20 protein-coding genes are annotated in these 21,113 nt (G+C 65.0%); 10 read left to right on the forward strand and 10 right to left on the reverse strand.

Translation table 11 applies throughout. From position 1 onward, the window contains the following. Positions 1 to 413: 413 nt before the first annotated feature. On the reverse strand, positions 414 to 3,635 hold the full coding sequence (locus C566_RS0101990) for a bifunctional cytochrome P450/NADPH--P450 reductase (RefSeq protein ID WP_018772649.1): 3,222 nt from the start codon (positions 3,633 to 3,635) through the stop codon (positions 414 to 416). A 242-nt stretch (positions 3,636 to 3,877) separates the two neighbouring features. Here C566_RS0101990 and C566_RS0101995 point away from each other — a divergent pair, with 242 nt between their 5' ends. Beyond that, positions 3,878 to 4,495, forward strand: a complete 618-nt coding sequence (locus tag C566_RS0101995) for a TetR/AcrR family transcriptional regulator (protein ID WP_018772650.1) — start codon at positions 3,878 to 3,880, stop codon at positions 4,493 to 4,495. A 153-nt stretch (positions 4,496 to 4,648) separates the two neighbouring features. Here C566_RS0101995 and C566_RS0102000 read toward each other — a convergent pair whose 3' ends face one another. Further along, entirely contained in the window at positions 4,649 to 5,554 is a 906-nt protein-coding gene (locus tag C566_RS0102000; RefSeq protein WP_231386228.1) for an amino acid-binding protein, read from the reverse strand. 243 nt (positions 5,555 to 5,797) lie between these two features. Here C566_RS0102000 and C566_RS0102005 point away from each other — a divergent pair, with 243 nt between their 5' ends. Both C566_RS0102005 and C566_RS0102010 read left to right on the forward strand, forming a co-directional pair. After that, entirely contained in the window at positions 5,798 to 6,412 is a 615-nt protein-coding gene (locus C566_RS0102005) for a TetR/AcrR family transcriptional regulator (RefSeq protein WP_018772652.1), read from the forward strand. A 79-nt stretch (positions 6,413 to 6,491) separates the two neighbouring features. Continuing rightward, complete coding sequence (locus C566_RS0102010) at positions 6,492 to 7,181, forward strand: nucleoside/nucleotide kinase family protein (RefSeq protein WP_018772653.1); 690 nt, start codon at positions 6,492 to 6,494, stop codon at positions 7,179 to 7,181. Between the two features lie 180 nt (positions 7,182 to 7,361). Here the strand turns inward: C566_RS0102010 and C566_RS0102015 are convergent, their stop codons facing one another. The 4 genes from C566_RS0102015 to C566_RS0102030 form a co-directional block, all read right to left on the reverse strand. Next, positions 7,362 to 8,207 (reverse strand): alpha/beta fold hydrolase, encoded by an 846-nt coding sequence (locus C566_RS0102015; RefSeq protein WP_018772654.1) that lies wholly within the window; start codon positions 8,205 to 8,207, stop codon positions 7,362 to 7,364. A 75-nt stretch (positions 8,208 to 8,282) separates the two neighbouring features. Then, positions 8,283 to 8,900, reverse strand: coding sequence for an RraA family protein (locus tag C566_RS0102020; RefSeq protein WP_018772655.1), 618 nt, complete (start codon positions 8,898 to 8,900; stop codon positions 8,283 to 8,285). Continuing rightward, positions 8,897 to 9,559 (reverse strand): RraA family protein, encoded by a 663-nt coding sequence (locus tag C566_RS0102025; RefSeq protein WP_018772656.1) that lies wholly within the window; start codon positions 9,557 to 9,559, stop codon positions 8,897 to 8,899. Before C566_RS0102025 ends, C566_RS0102020 begins: the two co-directional genes overlap by 4 nt. Beyond that, the gene (locus C566_RS0102030; RefSeq protein WP_018772657.1) at positions 9,559 to 10,227 is read right to left on the reverse strand and encodes an RraA family protein; all 669 of its coding nucleotides are present in this window, start codon (positions 10,225 to 10,227) and stop codon (positions 9,559 to 9,561) included. Before C566_RS0102030 ends, C566_RS0102025 begins: the two co-directional genes overlap by 1 nt. A 79-nt stretch (positions 10,228 to 10,306) precedes the next feature. Between C566_RS0102030 and C566_RS0102035 the strand changes: the two genes are divergently transcribed. Then, on the forward strand, positions 10,307 to 11,188 hold the full coding sequence (locus tag C566_RS0102035; RefSeq protein ID WP_018772658.1) for a LysR family transcriptional regulator: 882 nt from the start codon (positions 10,307 to 10,309) through the stop codon (positions 11,186 to 11,188). 88 nt (positions 11,189 to 11,276) lie between these two features. On the opposite strand, the gene C566_RS0102040 is transcribed toward C566_RS0102035, so the two are convergent. Next, positions 11,277 to 11,831 (reverse strand): putative immunity protein, encoded by a 555-nt coding sequence (locus C566_RS0102040; protein WP_018772659.1) that lies wholly within the window; start codon positions 11,829 to 11,831, stop codon positions 11,277 to 11,279. Positions 11,832 to 12,248: 417 nt separating this feature from the next. Here C566_RS0102040 and C566_RS22870 point away from each other — a divergent pair, with 417 nt between their 5' ends. From C566_RS22870 to C566_RS0102055, 3 genes are all read left to right on the forward strand, one after another. Next, positions 12,249 to 13,181 (forward strand): hypothetical protein, encoded by a 933-nt coding sequence (locus C566_RS22870; RefSeq protein ID WP_196802319.1) that lies wholly within the window; start codon positions 12,249 to 12,251, stop codon positions 13,179 to 13,181. Positions 13,182 to 13,213: 32 nt separating this feature from the next. Beyond that, on the forward strand, positions 13,214 to 13,468 hold the full coding sequence (locus tag C566_RS23430) for a DUF1801 domain-containing protein (RefSeq protein WP_442852613.1): 255 nt from the start codon (positions 13,214 to 13,216) through the stop codon (positions 13,466 to 13,468). A 566-nt stretch (positions 13,469 to 14,034) separates the two neighbouring features. Beyond that, on the forward strand, positions 14,035 to 14,424 hold the full coding sequence (locus C566_RS0102055) for a hypothetical protein (protein WP_018772663.1): 390 nt from the start codon (positions 14,035 to 14,037) through the stop codon (positions 14,422 to 14,424). Positions 14,425 to 14,524: 100 nt separating this feature from the next. On the opposite strand, the gene C566_RS0102060 is transcribed toward C566_RS0102055, so the two are convergent. The 3 genes from C566_RS0102060 to C566_RS0102070 form a co-directional block, all read right to left on the reverse strand. Then, positions 14,525 to 15,415, reverse strand: coding sequence for a phosphotransferase (locus tag C566_RS0102060; protein ID WP_231386229.1), 891 nt, complete (start codon positions 15,413 to 15,415; stop codon positions 14,525 to 14,527). A gap of 568 nt (positions 15,416 to 15,983) precedes the next feature. Next, on the reverse strand, positions 15,984 to 16,532 hold the full coding sequence (locus C566_RS0102065) for a TOPRIM nucleotidyl transferase/hydrolase domain-containing protein (RefSeq protein WP_018772665.1): 549 nt from the start codon (positions 16,530 to 16,532) through the stop codon (positions 15,984 to 15,986). 79 nt (positions 16,533 to 16,611) lie between these two features. Beyond that, positions 16,612 to 17,553, reverse strand: a complete 942-nt coding sequence (locus C566_RS0102070) for an AraC family transcriptional regulator (RefSeq protein WP_018772666.1) — start codon at positions 17,551 to 17,553, stop codon at positions 16,612 to 16,614. A 273-nt stretch (positions 17,554 to 17,826) separates the two neighbouring features. Here C566_RS0102070 and C566_RS0102075 point away from each other — a divergent pair, with 273 nt between their 5' ends. The 3 genes from C566_RS0102075 to C566_RS0102085 are packed head-to-tail and all read left to right on the forward strand — an operon-like array spanning position 17,827 to position 21,082. Continuing rightward, positions 17,827 to 19,173, forward strand: a complete 1,347-nt coding sequence (locus tag C566_RS0102075; RefSeq protein WP_018772667.1) for an ABC transporter substrate-binding protein — start codon at positions 17,827 to 17,829, stop codon at positions 19,171 to 19,173. Positions 19,174 to 19,199: 26 nt separating this feature from the next. Then, positions 19,200 to 20,168, forward strand: coding sequence for a carbohydrate ABC transporter permease (locus C566_RS0102080; RefSeq protein ID WP_018772668.1), 969 nt, complete (start codon positions 19,200 to 19,202; stop codon positions 20,166 to 20,168). Further along, positions 20,165 to 21,082, forward strand: a complete 918-nt coding sequence (locus tag C566_RS0102085) for a carbohydrate ABC transporter permease (protein ID WP_026266287.1) — start codon at positions 20,165 to 20,167, stop codon at positions 21,080 to 21,082. Before C566_RS0102080 ends, C566_RS0102085 begins: the two co-directional genes overlap by 4 nt. Positions 21,083 to 21,113 lie beyond the last annotated feature (31 nt).

Genomic DNA, 21,113 nt, shown 5'->3' on the forward strand with positions numbered 1-21,113 from the left:
CAATTCCTGGCCAATTGGGCCGATGGCTGCCGTGTGGTTGTGGTATTTCGCAATTGGGTGGCGGCCGGGAGGGTGCGGTGAAGGGTCTGCCGCACCCTCCCGGCGTCTGGGGATCAGGCGAGGGTGTAGGCACCGCCGCTGTTTTCAGTCAGGTGCGGTGTCGCAGTACCAGCCGGCCCAAGGCGCATGGGTCAGCTCGCAAGCCCGCCGGTGCTCAAGGTGGGCGGGCGAAAGTTGCGGTGGCGGTAGAGGTGTTGCGTTGGTTTTGCCGGTGGCTGTCAGGATGCCTCCTTGAGGGGCGGCCGTGGCCTGGGTTTCCGTCGCCATGGTGACTCCTTTGTTGACGTGCTGGTCTCGGTAGTTGCAAGTCGGGCCCTCGGTGATGGTGACGGGCCTGCGGTGGGCGGGGGGTATCAGGCGAAGACGTCCTGCTGGTAGCGGGCATCGGCCTCGAGTTGGGCGAGCCACTGCTGGGCGGCCTCGTCGTCGCTGCCGGTCCGTTCGCGGTAGATCGCCGCGAGGGCATCGCGTACGGCGGGCGCCATGCGTCGGCCGTCACCGCAGACGTAGATGTGCGCGCCGTCGTCGATGGCCTGCCACACCGTGTCGGCGGCGTTGGCGATGGCGTTCTGCACGAACCGGGCCGGGTGGCCCGTCACCGCGGAGTAGGCGGTGTGCACCTCGGCGATCCCGGCCTGCTCCCAGTCCTGCATCTCCTGCCGGTAGAAGTAGTCGTGCTCCGGGTGGCGGCAGCCGACGAAGACCTGCGACAGACCCACTTCGGTGCCGTTCTCGTGCTGCGACGCGCGTTCCTCAAGGAAGCCGCGCAGTGGCGCGATGCCGGTGCCGGGGCCGATGAGGATCAGCGGCGTGGCAGGGTCGGCCGGCGGGGCGAAGGTCGGGGAGGGCACGCGCACGTAGCCGTAGAAGACGTCGCCGGGCTCCAGGCCACCGATGTAGGAGGAGCACGTACCCCGGTACTGGCCGTCACCGGAGAGGGCCGGGCCTTCCAGCAGGCCCACGGTCAGGCGTACGTGGCGGGGGTTGGCCAGCGGGGCGGAGGAAATGGAGTAGAACCGCGGGCGGATCGGGCCCATCATGTCCAGGAAGACCGCCAGCGGCAGCTCGACCGCCCGGAAGCGCTCCAGAAGGCCCAGCACGGAGACGCGCTTGCCCAGGATCTCAGTCTTATAGCGCTCCTCGGCTTCGGCAGTGTCGGCCGTGTAGGCCTGCAGCTGCGGCCGGGTCCATGGGCACTGGGTGTGCTCGGCAAGCGTCTGCATCTGAGAGCGGGTGGCCACGTCCTGCAGCTCCAGGAAGTCGGCGAGCAGCAGGCCTGCGGTCACAGGGGTGCCCACCGGGAGATGGGTGCGGCCGCCGTCGGGCTGCACCAGGCGCAGGACCTGATCGCGGTCGACGCCGAGCCGCGCGAGGGCGCGGTTCACCAGGGCCGGCTCGTTCTTGGCGAAGACGGCCAGGTGGTTGCCGGTCTCGTAGGTGACACCCTCCGGCAGCCCGATCGTGATGGACTTCGCCGACGGCCGCGGGGGCTCGAGGCTGAAGTCCCACAGGCCGGTCGCGTCGGCCACGAGTTCCTCGTTGGCCACCACCGTGAGGGGGTAGGCCTGCTCGGAGACGATCGCGGGGCGCACGTCCGCCTCGGTGAGCAGCTGCACCTGGAAGCGCGGGCTGTTCGCCTCGGAGGTGTCGGCGGCGTACTCCTCGGCCAGGGTGGCCCACAGGGTTTCCATCCACCGGGTGGCCATGCCGTCGAAGTCACCGGCGGCATCCGCGGCGCCGCGCTCGATGACGGGGGTGGCGCCGGCGGCCAGCAGGCCTGCCTCGATCCGCTTGGGGAAGCCCTGATAGGTGGCCACCCACTGGGTGTTGCCGGCCCCCAGCAGCGCGAACCGCACGTTCGACAGAGAACCCTCCGGGAGGCCGGAGGCGAGCAGGTCGTCGAAACGCTGAGCGTTGTCCGGGGCCTTGCCGTTGTAGCTGGAGGCCACCACCACAAGCAGGCCCTCGGTGGGCAGGTTGTCGACCAGCTCGTCCAGACCGACAAGAGTGGTGCCGAAGCCGGAGCGCTCACTGCGGTCGGCGATGGTCCGTGCCAGGTCCTCGCACGAGCCGAGGCTGGAGCCGTAGGCGATGGTCAGGTTCACCCCGACACCGCTGACCGCGGCCTGCGCCCGCGTGTCTTCGGTCTGCAGGTCCACTGCGCCGAACACGGTCCGCTCGTGCTCCTGACGGGACCGCACCTTCAGTTCGAAGCCGCCGGGCTTGCGCGTCAGCGCCTCCTTGACGTCCATCCTGTAGTCGTTGGTGTCGGCGAACTTGAACTTCTGCAGCACCAGCGCGAGGGCCAGGCGGGCCTCGGTGAGCGCGAACTGCCGGCCGATGCACGCACGCACGCCGTTGCCGAACGGCTTGTAGGCGTGCGGGTGGTGGTTGCCCCGGTTCTCCGGCAGCCACCGGTTGATGTCGAACTCCTCGGGCCGGTCCCATGCTTTGGGGTGGGTGTGCAGGGGGCCCTCGAGGATGTTGACCCGCGCTCCCTTCTTCAGCTCGTAGCAGCCGCCGATGACGGTGTCCTCCAGAGGGGACTTGCCGATCATTGGGATGGGAGCCCACAGGCGCAGGGTCTCCTCGAGGATGCGCGGGATCACGTCCATCTGCATGATCGTGTCGTAGTCCGGGACCGTGTCGCCCGGCAGCAGCCGGTCCACCTCGGCGTAGGCCTGGGCCAGCACTTGCGGGTTGCGCATCAGAGAGTACGTGGCGAACGCCAGCAGACCGCTGGTGGTCTCGTGACCGGCGATCAGGAACGTCACCACCTGGTCACGGACGTTGTCGTCGTCCAGCCCCCTGCCGGTCTCCGGGTCAGTGGCCTCCAGCATCAGGCCCAGCAGGTCATCCTCAGCGGTGCTCTTCCCCTCACGGCGCTCCTTGATCACCTTTTCGACCAGGTCCCGCATCAGCTGGATGTTCGCGCGGTACTTCTCGTTATCGGCTTTGCGCAATTTGGTCATCATCGGCAGTTCCTGCGTGCGCCGCAGCGATTCAACCAGCGCCTCCAGCAGCGCGTTGAGGAAGGGGTGCAGATCCTCCTTGGCGAAGGAGTCGAACCGGTAACCGAACCCCGACAGGGCTATGGTGTCCAGAGTCAGCCGGGTGTAGTCGTCGGTGATGTTGACCGACTGGCCCTCTCTGCGCTCCCACTTGCCCACCAGGTTCTGGGCGATCTCCAGCATCTGCCCGTAGTAGCCCTTCATGGCACGCTGGCTGAAGGCCGGGAGAAGGACTCGATGCGCCATGCCCCATTCCTCCTCGTGCTGGTGGGCCGTGAACAGGCCGGCGCCAGTGAAGTCCCGGACATGGGCCAGTGGCGTCTTGTCGATCTGCTTGAAGAACCGCGTCTCGTCGCAGACCTCGGCCACCAGGTCCGGATCCCAGACGAAGATCTGCTCAATGTCGGCGATCTTCATGCCGTAGAGCCCCTCGGGGAACTGCTTGGTCAGTTCGCCGAAGTACTCCACCGGATTGGTGCTGGGGATCTGCGGCGTGTGGCCTAAGAGCGGGACCCCGCGCGGAGACGGGATCGGTCGCAGGTCGTTCTCGGACTGTGTGGTCATGGGTTGCTCCTTTGAACAGGGCGGGGATGGGCAATTGCGCCGGCGATGCGGAGATGCGCCGCAGAAACATACGCTGTATGGAAGCTTAACCATACAACGTATGAAACGATGGTCGCAACCCTGAATTTGGACGCCTGCGTCCCCCCGCATGGCCGAGGTTATTTCCATACGCTGTACGAATTTGATAGTGTCCGGGTATGGAAAAGACGAAGAGTTCCCCGCGGGGGACCAGGAAGAGAGAGGTGCCTCTGACCGAGGCCGGGATCTACGCCGCCGCCCTGCGGCTCATCGACGCGGACGGGGTTGAGGCGCTCACGATGCGTAAACTTGCCACCGCGCTCGATGCGAACCCGATGTCGCTCTACTACCACGTGCCGAACAAGGACGCCGTGCTGCGCGGTGTTGCGAGAATGGTCGGCGCCCAGTTCCGCACCGTGACGCTGGAGGACGCTCCCTGGCAGGAGCGCATCCGCCTGCTCGCCACGGAATTCCGGACGCTGGCGCACCGCCACCCCAGGTTCATGGGCTACTCGTTCAGCCTCCAGTCGGACTTCATCCAGCCCGACGACCCGTTCTGGAGTGAGCTCACCGCGATCCTGGACGCCGCAGGGGTGCCGCACTCGGAGCTCTCTCAATTCACCGCTCTCGTGGGCTTCGCCATGAACGGTGTCCTCACCGCCGAACTCACCGGCGCGCTCCACCGGTGGTCGAGCCTTAACCCCCCCAGTGTCGGCGAAGATGGGCTCACCCCTCCAGGCCGTGACGAGAACCGCGTCTTCCACCTGGCGCTGGACACAATCATCATGGGCCTGGAGGGCCAACTCGCCGCCGTCTCTACGGGCCGCGGCGCCGACCATTGATGGTGCGGTTCTGCAGTGTTGCCGCGATGGAACTCGCTGGCAGGCGTTGCGGGCCGATGTGGAAGATCCATCAACGGGGGGACGACGGCGGTGCCGCAGATCTCGCGCTCCTTCGATGCGGTTCCCGCCGCGAGGACGCAGCCTCCCGGTTTTCTAATGCCGGGGCCGTACCGGGTGTTTTCGTGTCAATGCAGTGAGCTGGGCGAGCTCGGCTAGCCGGTGGGCACGGGCGGATTCGGCCGGGGTGAAGGGCGTCCGGGGACGGGAGAAGCCGAGCGGTCCATGCCGGGGGGATGGTATTTTCAGGACGGTCCCATCACACGCCGGTTGGCTGTCGCCGCTGGGAGCCTTGACGGGTTCGGCGTCGAGCAGTTCGGCGACCGCGAGTTGGAGTTCGCCCGGGTCCTCCACGACCCGCAGGGCCAGGGCAAGGGCCTTGGTCTGGCCGTCCGCCACGGTCAGGGCTGTCGCCGACCATGCTCGGACATCCCGTCCTCCGCCGCCCGCGGTCGCAGCGAGCAGTTCCGCGTGGGTGACATGATCGGGCGCGGAGACGACCAGCTCGTCCAGCATCCCGCCCGCAACGGTGTGATTCCGGCGCACGAGGATCTCGGCGTCGACGCGGGAGATGGCGTCCACCAGTTTCTCCTGGGCTTCGTTGCTGTCATCGATCAGGGTGCGGACCCGCCACAGGGCTGCAGAGTTATGCAGCCGGCGCCGGTGGCGCAGGGCCGGTGCGTGCAGCCAGGCCCGCAATGCGCGCCGGACAGAAGGCTCGGCGACCCAGATCACCAGTACCGTGGCCGTCAAGGTCAGGACCAGTACCTTCAGAACATCAGGCAGTGCCGCGTTCACTACAGCGGCGTGAACCAGCAGCTCAATTGGCAGCATGGCTGTGACGTTGGCCAGGGTAAGGCGAGTCTTCGAGGGGTGGGGCAGTTGGCCGCAGGAGTCGCACAGCAGCGCCTTGATGGGGTTCGTTCCAGGCGTTGGGGTGGCTGGGCTGTGGACGCGCGGAGGCTGGCTGAGTGGGAGGTCGTTCGTGGAATGTACGGTCATAGGTTGCTCCTCTGTATAGGGCGGTATGGGCAACGGCGCCGGCGATGCGGATGCACCACGGAAACATACGGCGTATGGAAGCTCAACCATACAACGTATGGATTGATGGCCGCAATCCGGAGCCATGCGGGCGATTGTCATTCCACCCCGGGGCGAGGCCATTTTTCATACACTGTATGAATCTGGTACCGTCCGGGTATGGAAAAGGCGAAAAGTTCCCCGCGGGGAACCCGGAAGAGAGAGGTGCCTCTGACCGAGGCCGGGATCTATGCCGCCGCCCTGCGGCTCATTGACGCGGACGGGGTCGAGGCGCTCACTATGCGCAAACTCGCGACCGCGCTCGATGCGAACCCGATGTCGCTGTACCACCACGTGCTGAACAAGGACGCCGTGCTGCGCGGTGTGGCCAGAATGGTCGGCACCCAGTTCCGCACCGTGGCGAGGGAGGACGCTCCCTGGCAGGAGCGCATCCGCCTGCTCGCCACGGATTTCCGGACCCTGGCGCACCGCCACCCCAAGCTCATGGGCTACTCGTTCAGCCACCAGGCGGACTTCATCCAGCCCGAAGACCCGTTCTTGGTTGCGCTCACCGCGATCCTGGACGCCGCAGGGGTGCCGCGCTCGGAGCTCCCGCAGTTCACCGCTCTCGGGGGCGTCGTCATCACCGGAGTCGTCACCGCCGAACTCAATGGCGCGCTCCGCCGGTGGTCGAGCCTCAAACTCCCCACTGTCGGCGAAGACGGGCTCACCGTTCCAGGCCGTGACGTCCGCGTCTTCCGCCTGACGCTGGACACGATCATCATGGGCCTGGAAAGCCGACTCGCCGCCGACGGTGACTTCCAGGGCGCCGACCATTGATGGTGCAGTCCTATAGCGTTGCAGCCACAGAGCGCCCGTGGTCAGGCGGGTCCCAGGCCAGAGGAGGAAAGAAGAAGCGATGAACACTCCATTGCACCTGCGCTGGGACGAATCGGGCCGGCAGCAGCTCCTCGCCCGGGCTGAAGCGTTGCTCGAGCGGCGCGGACGGTGCCTGCTTGGAATAGCCGGGGCCCCTGGTGCCGGAAAATCCACCATCTCTGAATGGCTGCTGGAGCATCTGCTCACCAACCATCCCCGGCAGGTCGCCCTGGTCCCCATGGACGGATATCATCTGGCGCAGGCGCTGCTCGAGTCCCGCGGGCTGGAGCACCGCAAGGGCGCTCCGGACACTTTCGACGGTGTCGGCTACGTCGCGTTGCTCCGCCAGCTGCGCTCGGAGACTTCGCGGGAGATCTTCGCGCCGGTCTTCCGCCGCGAAGTCAACGACGCGATCGCCGGGGCCATCGCCGTCCCGCCGGAAATACGCCTGGTCATCACCGAGGGCAACTACCTGCTCTTTGACGAGGCCCCATGGAACGAGGTCGCATCTCTCCTGGATGAAACCTGGTTCGTGGAACTCGACCAGGGCGAACGCCTGCGCCGGCTCACCGCCCGGCACCTGAAGTTCGACAACGACGCCGCCATCGCCGAATGGCGTGCAACCGGCAATGACGAACGCAACGCCCGCCTGGTAGCAGCAGGAAACCAGCGGAGCACACTCGTCATCGAGCACACACCCGCGACCGTCTCGGCGTCCGGCCTCGAATAGCCGGAAACCGCGCTCCGGCTTGACGGTGGCCGGGTTTCCAGCATTCTCTTGGCCTGTAGCAAGGAAGCGTTCGCGGCCAGGCACGTGAGGCCACGGTGGCGACCAAGTCCGCGTCGCTACCTTGGTACCACGCGCCAATGGCGCCGTCGGCTTCCTGCTGGAAAGCCATCTGTTGTCCAACTATGTCTTGGGCGACGGACGCAAGGGCTGATTGACGGACATGCTCCCAGCGGGGGCCTGGAAGGTGGCGATCCGTCGCCACATTTCCGGGGCGTTGGAGTACATGGGGAAGTGGCCGCTGTGCGGGATTTCCGCCAGCTCGACGCCGTTTGAGGCCAGACGGGGGAGGTAACTCAGGGTGTTGTTCTGTTCGCCGTACATGAACATCCGGGGGAAGGGCAGGGCCAGGAATTTGTCCATCAGGTCTGCGTGGTCGGAGAGTTCCACCATGGATTCAAAGATTCCGCGGACGGCACCGGCGCGGACTTTGTAGCGGACACTGCTGGCGTACAGCGGGCTGGAATAGAAGGGCGCCGCCCAGTTCCGGGCGATGAAGTCCTCCATGAACTGGTCCGGGTCCTCGTGCGGGTGAAGGAAGATCTGGCGGCTGAGGAAGCAGTCCTCAGGTGCGACGTTTCCCTCGATGTCGGTGAAACTCGCCACGCGTCCCGCTTCCTGGTGTGCGAGCATCAGCGACGTCAGTCCGCCCATGGAATGCCCCACCAGGTCGAACCGTTCAATGCCCTGTTCGGCGAGTGCTGCCAGGGCTGTTTTGACCAGGAACGGGATGGAGATCCGGTTCAGGTCGGAGCATCCGGACTCTCCGCAGCCAGGGGCGTCGTAGGCGAAGATCGGTCTGCCGGCGAAGGCCGGGTGCAGCGCGGCGTCGGCGTAATCCTCCTTTGTGGAGCCGAAGCCGTGCAGGAACACGAGGGGAAGCCCGGTGCCCTGCCGGCTGCTGCAGGAAAGATGCACTTGGGTGCCGTCGATCGTCAACGGCATCCAGTGCCTCGTCAGGGTGTTCATTATGGTCAAAAGTTCTTCCTTGCAATGGACCGGGGGAGCGTTCGGTGTGAAGGTCCCCCGGGGTCCAGAAACGATTTAGCGGGAGGTGAAGGTGCCTTCGGCCCGCAGGTTGTAGAGCTCTAGGGTGGTTTTGCCAGCCCTGATCTCGGCAATGATCCGCTGCTCATCGGCGACGCGCTGGTCGGCGCGGCTGATGATGGCTGCGGCGGAGTCCTGGGGTAGCACGACGACGCCGTCGGCGTCGCCGACCATGATGTCGCCGGTGTGGACCACGATGCCGCCAACCCGGACGGGGGAGCGCAGGTCACCGGGGTAGTCCTTGACGGTGCCGACGACGGTGACGTGCCGGGCGAAGACGGGGAAGTCCATGGCGGCCATCTCTTCGGAGTCGCGGACACCGCCGTCGACGATGAGCCCGGCGATGCCGCGGTGCTGCGCAGCGACGGCGAGCACTTCGCCCCAGTGGCCGAAGGGCGCGCCCTGAAGGTCCACCACGAGTACGCTGCCGGCAGGTGCGGCGAGGACGGCGTTGTGGAGGGCGAGGTTGTCCCCTCCGATGCCGCGGACGGTGAACGCCGGCCCGGCGACTTTTGCACCGGGCCAAGCAGCGCGCAGGCCCGGGTCGCAGGCGCAAGGCAGCTTGGCGGCTTCGTACAGGGTGGCTGCGGAGTGTCCTCCCGCTGCGGCGCTCATGCTTTCCTCCACTGGAGGTCGTGGTAGCCGAGGTCGGCGCGGGCCTGGACCAGTGTGGATCCGGCCTTAACGGCCTCGATGATCCGGGCCTCGACGTCTTCGATGCGTTCGGCGATCTCTGCGATCTCTTCTGCGCGTGCCGCGGGAACGGCCAGGGCGCCGTCGGCGTCGCCACAGATGATGTCCAGCGGGGAGATCTCGACGTCGTTGATGGTCACCGGGGCGTTGACGGCGACGAGCCGGACACGGTCCTTGCCGGTGCGCATGAACCGGCCGCGGCTGAACAATGGGTAATTTTGCCGGAGGGCGGCGTTCAGGTCGCGGCAGACGCCGTTGATGACGGTCCCGCCGATGCCGCGGGCGGCGGCGATCTCGGTCATGATGCCGCCCCAGACGGTGACGTCGGTGCGGGCGTGGTTGTCGATGAGCACGATGGCGCCGGGCGGGACGTCGTCGAGGAAGTCGCCGACGCTGCCGCGTTCGGAACCGGCGGCTTCGTACTGGACGGTGAAGGAGGGGCCGCCGATGCGGAAGTTGTACGTCAGCGGGGCCAGTCCGTGCAGCGTGCCGTGAATGCCGAGGGAATCCATGGCGTCGGAGATGGACGCCGTGGGGATCGCCTTCAGGCGGGCCGCGATGTCGGAGGTTGCGGTATTCATCAGTGTTCCTCAGTGGCTCCGGCCAGGCGCGCATCGCGCATGGCTTCATGGAGGGCGACGCCGGCACGCAGGTCCGCGGCGATGCCGCGTTCCCGCTCTGCCACGGCCTGAGCGTTTTCCAGGACTTCGTCGGCGAAGGCGCGGGGCACCACCACGACGCCGGTTTCGTCAGCGAACACCACATCCCCTGGGGTGACGGTAACGCCGCCAAGGCGGACCGGTTCGCCGGTGGAGCGCTGCTGCAGCCGGCCCCGGGCGGTAGCCGGGATCCGCCCCTTGGAGAAGACCGGGAAGCCCATTTCGCGGGCTTCGCTAACGTCGCGGCAGGCGCCGTCGGCCACCACGCCCCGGACGCCGTTGAGTGCCGCGCCCAGACTCAGGAGTCCGCCCCAGCAGGAGACGTCGGTGCGGCCTTCGTTGTTCACCACGATGACGTTCTCGTCCGAGGCCGCAGCGACGGCTGCGGAGCCGATATGTGCGCCGAAGGGCCCGGGGACGTACGGCTCGAGCTGGACGGTGACGGCAAAGCCAACAATTTTGGGATGGCCCCAGACCGGCAGGAAACCGGCCTGCCCCGACGGAAGGTCCAGGGCGTCCAGGGCGTCCGAGACGGCGGCGGAATCAAGCTCCGCGTAACCGGCAAGCAGGGAAGTATTTGAATCGGTCATGCTTCAAGTAGACCGGACGAGGTTGATAGAGTGAAGGTCTAATCCCGTATAGCTGGTAGACGAAGGGCGACTAGATCCATTGGTCGAAGTAAGGCAGGCCCGCTACTTCATCGCCGTAGCCGAGGAACTGAATTTCAGCCGCGCGGCCGACCGGCTCAAAATGTCACAGCCGCCTCTGAGCCAAGCCATTCTCCAGCTGGAACGCCAGCTGGGCACCACGTTCCTCAACCGGTCAAGCCGGAGCGTGCAGCTGACCGAAGCCGGGCGCCTGTTCCTGGAGCAGTGCAGGCTCCTGGTGGGGGCATCCGAACGTGCCCATGAAGTGGCGGCGCTGGCCAATGGGGGACTGACAGGCACCCTCCGCATCGGTGCGGTAACGTCGGCGTTCAGCGAAACGCTGCCGCAAATCCTGCAGCGGTTCCGCGCCACCCGGCCGCTCGTGAAACTGCAGGTGCAGGAGATCGACTCCCACCACGGGCGCGACGCGCTCGAGCGAAGGGAATTGGACGTTGCCATCATCCGTCAGACCGTGACGGGCCGGCGCCTGAAGTCGGTTCCGCTACGGCGGGACCATTTTGTGGTCGCCATGCCCGAAGACCACAGGTTGGCGGGCGGTGAAGGACCGGTCAGCCTCGCCGAGTTCCGGGACGAGCCATGGGTGTGGCTGCGAAGGCCCATCTCCCCAGACTACCATGACGAACTCGTGGCAGCCTGCCGGCAGGCAGGTTTCAGCCCCGAGGCCCAGCACTACGCCAACTCCATCAACTCCCAACTGGCCATGGTCAAATGCGGGCTGGGAGTAACACTCGCACCCGAGTCCTCTGTCAGACAGCAACCCCAGGACCTCGTCTGGCGGGAGCTGCGCAGGCGCGTCGACCTGGTGGAGCTCTCCGTCGTGGTCCGCTCGGGCGACCACGAACCTCTCGTCGAACACTTCATCGCCTGCTCCGCCCCTGATTGATCAGGTCAGTACCTGTATCGTCCTTTCCCGCAGCGCCAGTGCGGGCAGATGGTGCCGCAGTAGGGGACCCGGCTGGCCGGTGGCAGATTCAGCTGGAGGAGGCAGTCCGGTCGGGGCGGGCCAAGTCGGCCTGGATCGTGCGGATGATCGAGGCGAGGATTCCGGACGTCAGAAGTCCTGGCCCCAGCGGACCGGCGGAATTCCCGCCCAGCGGTGGCAGGCGCCGGAGCGCGGACCGAGCTTCGGCGCTCATGTGCTCGAGTTGCCAGTGGACCTCGTCGTCGATCGTCTGGGGCCGATCGGGCGCCGCCAGTCCGGCCGCTTTCGCGGCATACGCGGCTGCTCCCAAAGCGTGCGCTCCCATGTGGGCGACGGCGGCGGCTTGCGCGGCAGACCGGGCGGCAGCCACCGCGGCAGGGCGATTGACCTCGTGTGCGGCACGGCCAGCCACAAACCGCCGGCGGATCTCTTCGGCGGCACTGAGCTCACCGCGAGCGAAAGCCCGGGCTCGGGCGATGGCGTCGCGGGGGCGATCATCTGCCGGCGCCTCTGCCTCAAATAGGGCCACGACCCGCTCGCAGTCTGCGGCCCAAGCCGCGATGATACGGCGCTCGGCCTCGCTTAGCGTCTGCGGAGAAGCCATACCAGTACCGTACACACGGCTCACAGACCGATCGGCTTAAGGGCAGTGCGATGCGCGCGAATCTCGATCTCGATACTTGGGCATGTCTGGACTCTCGGCCGGAACCCTGGACGTGACTTGCGTGTGCCGGACCCTCCTCCTACGCAATGCGGCCTGTTCCGGTCCACGTGCGGGGACTTGCGTGGCTGCATGAACAGCCGAATATGGGCCTTTGGACGACTGAATCCAGCACGCGGAGAGGCTGCGCTGGAGGTCTCTACCGGGCGGGTCGCAACATGGTTTCCGATCGGATTGCGACAGAATCGGAATCGGGTTCACCGAATGTTCAGCCTGTGGACCCACCGACGGTAGCGGAAACTCCCAGGCTGGCCATAGTCGACTTGATTCGATCGACCGCCACGACGAAAGCGGGTCATTGTGGGCATCTTCAGGAAGAAGTCTCCCGAACCGGAAACGCCTGATTCGCACCTTACTTTCTTCACGGTTTCAGGCGCCAACTATTTCCGAACGATCACGCGCGAAGTTTTCGCCGAGATGGGACTCGAAGTCCATGTTCAGCCTGGTCACGCTGTCGATGACTCCGGGCGTGAATTCGGATTTTGGAATGTGGCCACCGCTTGTGCTGACCAGCCGCAATCCGTGTGGCGGGACCTGATACGCGAACATCTTCAGCGCGTTCTGGCGGGCTTCGACGGACCCGATCCGTTCGACATCCTTGACCCTGCTGATGTAGCGAGGCAGACTTTCGCACGCCTTTATGATGAAGCGAGCGTGCCAGGGATCGACGGCTACCCGCATAGGGAGTTCGCGCCGGGCATCGTCGAGATGATCGCGCTCGACCTCCCGGACACAGTTTCGGTTTTCAGTCACAACAACGCAGACAAATTCGGCGGGTTCGGAGCCCTCAGAACCCAGGGGATTGCGAACCTTCGCGGGCTGGAAGTCGAAAAACTCGAAACCCTCCCTGCGCCGGGAGGGGGCTCGTTCACAGCTTTATTAGGTGAATCTGTCTATACCGCGAGCCGGGCTCTGCTTCTTCCTGACTTGGCCTCAGACCTTATGGGCAAGCGCGTCCGAGAAGAGTTCGGCTGGCTAATGAGCGTCCCGAATCGAAACCAAGTCGTTTGGCACATCATCGAAGACGCCACCGTCATTCCAGCGGTTAACGGAATGGCCCGATTCGCCGCCATGGGATACAGCGATTCACCTACACCGGTGAGTCCGCACGTCTTTTGGTGGAACGGGACGAGCTACGAGCAACTGACCGAGGTGTCCGACGATGGTGGCCTGGCGATACGAGTAAGTCCAGCATTCCAGGCCGTCCTGGAATCGATAACTGCGGACAGATAGAGACTTCCCCGAGGAGTCCGATACGGCGCTCAGTGAAGTGGGGCATGTCGTACTACGGTGTGGGCGATGGGTGGTGCTTCAGCGGCGGCGGTTTTGTTGGCCACGTCAAGCTCATGTTTGTTAGTGGCGCGGCGCTCGAGCCTGTACCGCCGGTGACACCGGTGGGGATGGGTAAGTCGACGCGGGGTGTGGAGCTCGAATCCATGGACGACGTCGACGAACGCCAGATCGCGGCGTGGATGAAGCAGGTCGCGTCCGTGCCGGGTGTCGGGGGCAAGAAGCGTTGAACCGGAGGCTTACTCCGGGGCCGCGCAATGCGAACCGCGCACAGCCTCACCTTTTAGTCGCTGGGTAATGTCCCACGCACGAGTCCCTCGCACTGGTGCGCACCGTGACCGCTTTCGTACCGGAACCACCACCCAAGAACTCTGGCCCGAAACCGCCAGGCCGACGTCAGTCCGGCTCGTGCAGGGGGTCGACGAATGGCTCATGCTCATCTCCACAGGACAAGCCATCGGCATGTCCTCAGAGGCCACCGCTGCACAGAATCCACGACCCGGCATCGCGTACCGGCCCGTCCGCGATGCCCCGCCAATCTCCGTGTTCCTTGCCTTCCGGCGCGACGATCCGTCAGCCCTCGTCGCAGACTTTGCCGCCATGCCCAGGAGGTTTTCTTATCCTGAGGACCCGGCTCAAACGGTGCCGAGTCCGCAGTGATTCAGCGTGGACCAAAGGCCGAGACTTTGAATTGTTCCGCCAAAAGTACACCGCACTTTCGGTGAGGAATGGGAGGATAATTCTGCCTACTGGTCAGGTCCAGAAGTTCAGCCGGGACCGTCAACGGAGAGATGACATGGGTGATTTCATCGCTTACCTTGATACCTCCGACGTCCGGGCGGGCAAACTTGAGGAGCTCAAGGCAGCCATGGCCGAGCTCGCCGCGTTCGTTGAACAGAATGAGCCGCAGATCATCTCCTACTGCGTCTGTTTCTCAGAGGACGGCTCCGTCATGAGCGTCCTGCATTTTCATCGTGACGTAGCCTCGTTGGAGCTGCACATGAAGGTGGCGGGTCCCAAGTTCGTGCCAGTGGCGCCGCTCATCAAGCTAAGAACGATCGAGGTATTCGGCCGACCAACCGAGGACCTGGTGGCGCAACTTCGAGCGAAGGCACAGCTCCTCGGCTCCGGAACCGTCATAGTCCGTGACGTTCACGCCGGCTTCGCCCGGTTTACCCGCGGCTAGCCTTCTCTGCCGTACCGGTTCCTGTCCGGAACGGGGATCGACTGGCGCCGCTGGGCAGCCCGCCGTCGGTGCGGGAGATGCCGTCATCTGGCTGGGTCACTCACTGTCTCAACTCCTGCGCGGCCCGTTCCGCAAGCACGGCGATGGCCAGGGAGAAGCGGCCAGGTAACGGAGAAAGTGCCACTCGAAGCCAGATGACGTCCGAGTACGCATCGAACCGGACCGGACTGACGTGCAGTTCCTCGGCGACGGCCAGCACCTGCGTGTGAGCCGTCAGATATCGTGCGCGCGTCATGCGGTTGTTTCGTAGATGAAGTTCCAGGCGGACGTCCAGGCCGGCCAGATCCCGGGCGGCCTCGTGCCGGGCCGTACTGTCAAAGTCCAGCAATCCGGGCGGGATGTCGCCGTCAGGAACGATGATTTGCCTGTCGTAGAGGTCTCCGTGGGCCCATACCATCGGGTCCGGTGCCGTCCGAAGCAGGTTCGTGGCCACTCGTTCTGCGGCGGCGCGCAAGGCATCGCGCTGAGACGACAGCTCCGGGACGTTTTCATTGTGCCGCAACCAGTCGTCCACCCGTCGCCACATCTTTGTGACTTCCCATTGCGGTGGGCGGAGCGGAAGGCTATCAAGGACGCTTTGTGCTGCGGGACCCCGGGAGCCGTTGAGTTCCGCGACCCAGGCGCGCGACCATTTCTCCCACGCCCTGGCGAACGCTTCATCGCAGCCGGCGCCCTGCTCCCGGCCTAGCTCGTTCAGAGTCGGTCCCGCGATGGCGCTGAAAACGATGACGTCCGCCCGGGAGCTCTGACGGAGCATTCTGGGTGTTGTGAAGTTGCCGTCCAGGAGGACGTCCATTTGTGCGCAGCGCTCGGCCGGTACGACGGCGCCGCCGGGCCCGAAGATCTTTATGTAGCAGCCATCCGCCCGGACGACCGCTTGGCGGGAGGGCCAATACGAAATCAATTCACCCTTCTGTGCTTCCTCCCGCAAGGCGGGCAGTCCCGGATCGTCCAGCGGGAGGAGCTCGAACTGCCCCTGACGCAGATGGGCTCCCCGGACGCCGGGCCGTCCCGGTGTCAGGACTTCCAGGACAAATTCTCCTGGCGTCTTGTCTGGCCACGCCCGCTGTACCATCCAGGATGTGCCGGTATCGTCGTCGGCAGTCGCCGGAACGGGGGAGGGCCAGTCCATGGAATCAATTCCAGGATCCGGCGGAGGTACCATGCTCCGTCCATCCATGCCCCCTCCTCGCCATGCGCAGGCGCTTCCGGCGCAAGCCGGTTCGTGCGTCCAGCATGAACTACAACAATGAGGCGCGGATGAAACGTTCATGAGGAAAATTTCATCAATGCTTTTTCCCGTCCGCTCCGCGTCCCATAAGACAGTCCTTGGACTCTTGCGGTGATTGCGACACTTAGCGGATGGGTTCCGCTGTTATTTGGGTGTTCGACGACGGCGGGCAGGGGCGTGCCTTGATCACCGCGAAGGCGTCGGGGGCGCCTCGGCATGACGTGGCTGGACACGTTGAAGGCATTCGACCGTTTCTTGGGCGGCAGGATCACAGTGAGAATGATGCAACGAGGCGGGCGAGTGGCGGAGGCGCATGTCCGGCCGGCAGCGCGTTGACCAGCAGTGGCGCGTAGCGGACCTTGTTGCCGCTGCGTCCTCCGAAGAACCGGCGTAACTGCGCCGGTATTGGCCGCTGCCGCAGGGACGGCTGGCGCTGGAGGAGCCGGAACGACGCGAGCTCGCCTTGAGCAGCGATGACTTTGAGCACGGCATCGATTCCCAGGCAGCGGATGAGTTCGTCCTCCAGATCGGCGTGACAGACATGGAACCCAAGCTTGGCCAGCGAACCGGACCCGATCCCTGCCCGGCCGAGCGCGCGTGCGATGCCACGAGATTCCCCTGCATCACACAGGCCCAACAGCCGGTGGCCTGCGCCATTCGGTCCGTAGCGGTCGAGGAAGTGGACGATGCTGGTCGCGCCGCCCATCGGTACGACCGACACCCGCAAGGCTGCCAGGTCGTAGCCAAAGCGAAAGGCCAGCGTCTCAACCGCCAGCCGGTCACTCTCACCCTCGACCAACACCGTCGTCGCCTGCATAAAACTAGTATGTCGAACGCCCAGCCGCGGCGGCTCGTGTCATCGAGCGGTGCCGCTCGGGTACCATTCCCCGGGACTGTCAGTTCTGCGTTCGCTGGCGGTACTGCCGCGGGGTTTCGCCGGCGTCGTTGAGGAAGTGACGGTTGAAGTTGGACAAATTGGAGAAACCCACTTCGTAGCAGATATCGGAGATGGGTTTGTCGCTCAGCTCCAGCAGCCGGCGGGCGTGGGCCAGGCGAAGTTTGCGCACCAGATCACTGAAGTTCTGGCCGGTGGCGCGCTTGAAATACTTCGAAAATGTCGGTTCCGACATGCCCACCAGCGCCGCCGCTTCGGACATCTTGACACTGCCGGCGTGGTTGCTGAAAACGTACTCCAGGACGATATCGACGACGGCCGCAGCCTGGCCGTCAAGTTGCGGCCTGAACCATTCTTCAGCAAGGTAGCGCCGCTCCACTTCTGGCGCACGGGCCAGTGTCGCCAACAGCTCAAAGAGATGCTGAAGCCGCGCCAATCCGGTGGAGGTGCCCATTGCCTCGATGCACGCCGCTGCCGTCTCGGCTGAGCGGCCAAGGAATTCGATTCCCCGGGCGGACTGTTCCAACAATGGCCTGACCTCGGCCATCTCCGGGACAATGGATGCGGCCTGCTCGACCCACTTCCCGTCGAACTGGATGATGGCGTCCCGGTTCTCCAGTATTTCGCCGGGTTCAAGGTCGCTGACCCAGTCGTGGGGGAGCCCGGACCCGACGAGGGAGACGTGGCCGGCTTCGAACGTGCCAATGTGGTCTCCGACGATGAACTTTCCGGTGCCCTTCCGGATGAGGTGGACCTCATACTCTGGGTGGTAATTCCACCGTGCCACGGGGCTCGGGTAGTCGTGCTGGTGCCACCGAACCGAATGGTGCGGGTCCTCCGGGATGACCTCCCGGTTGGCCCGCATGCCCAGCAGCCTCTCAGCCAACCGTGCGGCGGCACTGTCAGGGAGGTCTGCTCCGTTGGCGGGATCCGCCGTGCTCATCGTGGTTCTCCCTGCGTTGGGGTTATGAAATCTGGACAGCGCTTTGGTTGCCTTCTCCCAGAGTAGCGCCCACCCTGAGAGCACTCAGGAAAATTAGTATCAGAATTCAGCAACCACGGCGCTAGTTGTGCCTTATCCCACAGGCCTAATCTTGAGGGACATCGACGAGGTATCCGGCTTCCAGCCCCTTCGTCCCGCTCTCGGCCCCGCACCCCCGACGCAGCAGTCGGAGCAGGGCAGCATCGCACCCCCTGAAGAACAAAGGAGTCCTAAATGCGCGCAAAAACACGCGCCGCCGCGTTGGCCGCAGGCGCCCTGTGCGTGGCACTCAGCACCTCGGCCTGCGCGGGCGCCGGCGGCGGCAACTCCGCAGGAGACCCGAACAGCATCAACGTCCTGATGGTCAACAACCCCCAGATGGAGGACCTGCAGCGGCTCACCGCGGAGAACTTCACCAAGGAAACCGGCATCAGGGTCAACTACACCGTCCTGCCGGAAAACGACGTCCGAGCCAAGATCAGCCAGGAGTTCTCGAGCCAGGCCGGCCAGTACGACATAGCGTCGCTGTCCAACTACGAGATCCCGTTCTATTCCGCCAACGGCTGGCTTGCGCCTCTGGACAACGTTGCCAAGGACGCAGCGTTCAACCAGGCGGACATCCTGCCGGCCTATACGGCGTCGCTGACCGGCAAGGACGGCAAGCTCTACGGCGAACCTTTTTACGGCGAATCCTCCTTCCTGATGTACCGGAAAGACATTCTGGCCGCCAAGGGACTTTCGATGCCGGAGAATCCGACGTGGGACGAAGTCGCAGCCGTGGCGGCCAAGGTCGACGGCGCCGTCCCCGGCATGAAGGGCATCTGCCTGCGCGGCCAGCCCGGCTGGGGCCAGGTTTTCGCGCCGCTGACCACGGTGGTGAACACCTTCGGCGGAACATGGTTCGACAAGGACTGGAACGCGAAGGTCGACTCTCCGGAGTTCACCGCGGCTGTTGATTTCTACACCAAACTGGTGCGCGACCATGGTGAGGCGGGCGCCGCCCAGGCAGGATTCACCGAATGCCTGAACAACATGAGCCAGAGCAAGGTCGCCATGTGGTACGACGCCACCTCCGCGGCCGGCGCCCTGGAAGCCGAGGCCTCTCCTGTGAAGGGAAAGATCGGTTACGCGCAGGCTCCGGTCAAGGAAACCAAGTCCTCGGGCTGGCTATGGACCTGGTCCTGGGCTATGCAGGCGGCCTCCAAGAAACAGGACGCTGCCGCCAAATTCATCGCCTGGGCCAGCTCGAAGAAGTATGAGGAACTGGTCGCCTCGAAGCTCGGCTGGTCCAAGGTCCCGTCCGGCAAGCGCATCTCCACCTACGAGAATACCGAGTTCCAGCAGGCCGCACCGTTCTTCAAGGCCGAACGCTTTGCCATTGAGAACGCCGATCCGACCAACCCCGGTGTCCAGCCGCGGCCGGCGGTCGGCATCCAGTTTGTCGGTATTCCCGAGTTCGCCGCCCTGGGCACCAGGGTGTCCCAGGGCGTGAGCTCCGCCATCGCCGGCCAGGGCTCGGTCGCCGACGCGGTGGCCAAGGGCCAGGAAGCCGCACAAAAAGTCGGCGACAAGTACAAGTAACCACAACCCAACCGCAGGAGAACATTATGACTACCGCAACGGCGCGCGTCTCCCGGCACGGGAGCAGCACAGCCAAACCTTCCAAGAACACCAGGGCGCGGGAACGTGCAGTTTCCTGGGCACGGCGGGCACCGCTGCTGCCGGCCCTGATCTTCCTCATCGTCGTCACCCAGCTTCCGTTCGTGGTGACCCTGATCATTTCGTTCATGAACTGGAACAGCCTGAGCCCGGACACGACCGGATTCGCCGGGTTCGAGAACTACATCCAGGTGGTCACCGACCCCTACATGCTCCAGGCAATCCTCACCACCATCGTCGAGACCGTCTCGGTGGTCCTGGTCAGTCTGGTCCTCGGACTCGGGCTGGCCCTGCTCCTGGACAAGAAGTTCATCGGCCGCGGACTGGCCCGGACCCTGCTAATCGCACCCTTCCTCATCGTTCCGGTCGCGGCGGCGCTCATCTGGAAGCACGCCATCCTCAATCCCGTCTACGGCCTGATCAACGGCTCCCTCACCTGGATCTGGTCGCTCTTCGGCTCCGACAACCCGCCGCAGCCGGATCTGCTGTCTTCGGCGCCCCTGATGGCCATCATCGTCTCGCTGGTCTGGCAGTGGACCCCGTTCATGATGCTCATCCTGCTCGCCGGCCTGCAGTCCCGTCCGATGGACACCGTCGAAGCTGCCCAGATGGACGGCGCCACTCCCTGGGCAATTTTCCGCCACCTTACCCTGCCGCACCTGCGCCAGTACCTGGAACTAGGCGGACTGCTCGGGGCCATTTACATCGTGCAGAACTTCGACGCCACCTTCGTCATCACCTCCGGAGGCCTGGGCACGGCCAACCTGCCCTACGCCATCTACGAGACGTTCTACTACGCCAACGAATATGGCCTGGCCTCAGCGGCCGGCGTCGTGGTGGTCATCGGCACCATCATCGTGGCGACCTTCGCACTCCGCACCGTATTCTCGCTCTTCAAGAAGGAGGCAGCACGATGAGCACCCTCACCCCCGCCGGGCCCAGGTCATCAGTCCCCGCCCCGTCCACCCCGACCACGGGATCACGACGTCGAGGCAAGTCACGCATGGACCCCACCCGCAACAACACCGCCGCCGGCATCGCCGCCTGGCTGCTGGCCCTGCTGTTCGCGGTGCCGGTCCTGTGGATGATCCTGACCTCGTTCCACTCCGAAATCGACGCCGCCACGAACCCGCCGTCCATCGCCGCCGACCTCAACCTGGATGCCTACAAGGAGTTCTTCGGCGCAACGTCCGGCGTCAGCCCCTGGCCCTCGCTGATCAACTCCGCCACCGCCTCGATCTTCTCCACCGTCCTGGTCCTGCTGCTGGCCATCCCCGCCGCGTACGCCCTGTCGATCCGGCCGGTGAAAAAGTGGACCGACGTTCTGTTCTTCTTCCTCTCTACGAAGATGATGCCCGTGGTCGCCGCAGTCCTGCCGCTCTACTTGTTCGCCAAGACCGCCGGCGCGCTGGACAACATCTGGTTCCTGGTCCTGATGTACACCTCGATGAACCTGCCCATCGCCGTGTGGATGATGCGGTCCTTCCTTGCCGAAGTGCCGGTCGAAATGCTCGAGGCTGCCCAGATCGACGGCGCCACCTTGCTGCTCACGCTCCGCAAGGTCATCGCACCCGTGGCGATGCCCGGCATCGCCGCGACCGCCCTGATCTGCTTCATCTTCAGCTGGAACGAACTCCTCCTGGCCCGGGTCCTCACCGGCGTCGTTGCCGGCACCGCCCCGGTCTTCCTCACCGGCTTCGTTTCGGGCCAGGGCCTGTTCATTGCCAAGGTCTGCGCCGCCGCCGTCGTGATCTCCCTGCCGGTGCTGTTCGCCGGTTTCGCAGCACAGGACAAACTCGTCCAGGGCCTCTCCCTGGGCGCCGTGAAGTAGCGCCGTCATATAGCCCGCCACACCTCTTCGA

The organism is Arthrobacter sp. 131MFCol6.1, from assembly GCF_000374925.1.
Lineage (GTDB): Bacteria > Actinomycetota > Actinomycetes > Actinomycetales > Micrococcaceae > Arthrobacter.

What these genes read in the sequence shown, in the direction of transcription:
- C566_RS0101990 (WP_018772649.1), bottom strand. Translation starts at nt 3,635, where the DNA reads ATGACCACACAGTCCGAGAACGACCTGCGACCGATCCCGTCTCCGCGC.
- C566_RS0102000 (WP_231386228.1), bottom strand. Translation starts at nt 5,554, where the DNA reads ATGACCGTACATTCCACGAACGACCTCCCACTCAGCCAGCCTCCGCGC.
- C566_RS0102010 (WP_018772653.1), top strand. Translation starts at nt 6,492, where the DNA reads ATGAACACTCCATTGCACCTGCGCTGGGACGAATCGGGCCGGCAGCAG.
- C566_RS0102015 (WP_018772654.1), bottom strand. Translation starts at nt 8,207, where the DNA reads ATGAACACCCTGACGAGGCACTGGATGCCGTTGACGATCGACGGCACC.
- C566_RS0102020 (WP_018772655.1), bottom strand. Translation starts at nt 8,900, where the DNA reads ATGAGCGCCGCAGCGGGAGGACACTCCGCAGCCACCCTGTACGAAGCC.
- C566_RS0102025 (WP_018772656.1), bottom strand. Translation starts at nt 9,559, where the DNA reads ATGAATACCGCAACCTCCGACATCGCGGCCCGCCTGAAGGCGATCCCC.
- C566_RS0102030 (WP_018772657.1), bottom strand. Translation starts at nt 10,227, where the DNA reads ATGACCGATTCAAATACTTCCCTGCTTGCCGGTTACGCGGAGCTTGAT.
- C566_RS0102040 (WP_018772659.1), bottom strand. Translation starts at nt 11,831, where the DNA reads ATGGCTTCTCCGCAGACGCTAAGCGAGGCCGAGCGCCGTATCATCGCG.
- C566_RS0102055 (WP_018772663.1), top strand. Translation starts at nt 14,035, where the DNA reads ATGGGTGATTTCATCGCTTACCTTGATACCTCCGACGTCCGGGCGGGC.
- C566_RS0102065 (WP_018772665.1), bottom strand. Translation starts at nt 16,532, where the DNA reads ATGCAGGCGACGACGGTGTTGGTCGAGGGTGAGAGTGACCGGCTGGCG.
- C566_RS0102070 (WP_018772666.1), bottom strand. Translation starts at nt 17,553, where the DNA reads ATGAGCACGGCGGATCCCGCCAACGGAGCAGACCTCCCTGACAGTGCC.
- C566_RS0102075 (WP_018772667.1), top strand. Translation starts at nt 17,827, where the DNA reads ATGCGCGCAAAAACACGCGCCGCCGCGTTGGCCGCAGGCGCCCTGTGC.
- C566_RS0102080 (WP_018772668.1), top strand. Translation starts at nt 19,200, where the DNA reads ATGACTACCGCAACGGCGCGCGTCTCCCGGCACGGGAGCAGCACAGCC.
- C566_RS0102085 (WP_026266287.1), top strand. Translation starts at nt 20,165, where the DNA reads ATGAGCACCCTCACCCCCGCCGGGCCCAGGTCATCAGTCCCCGCCCCG.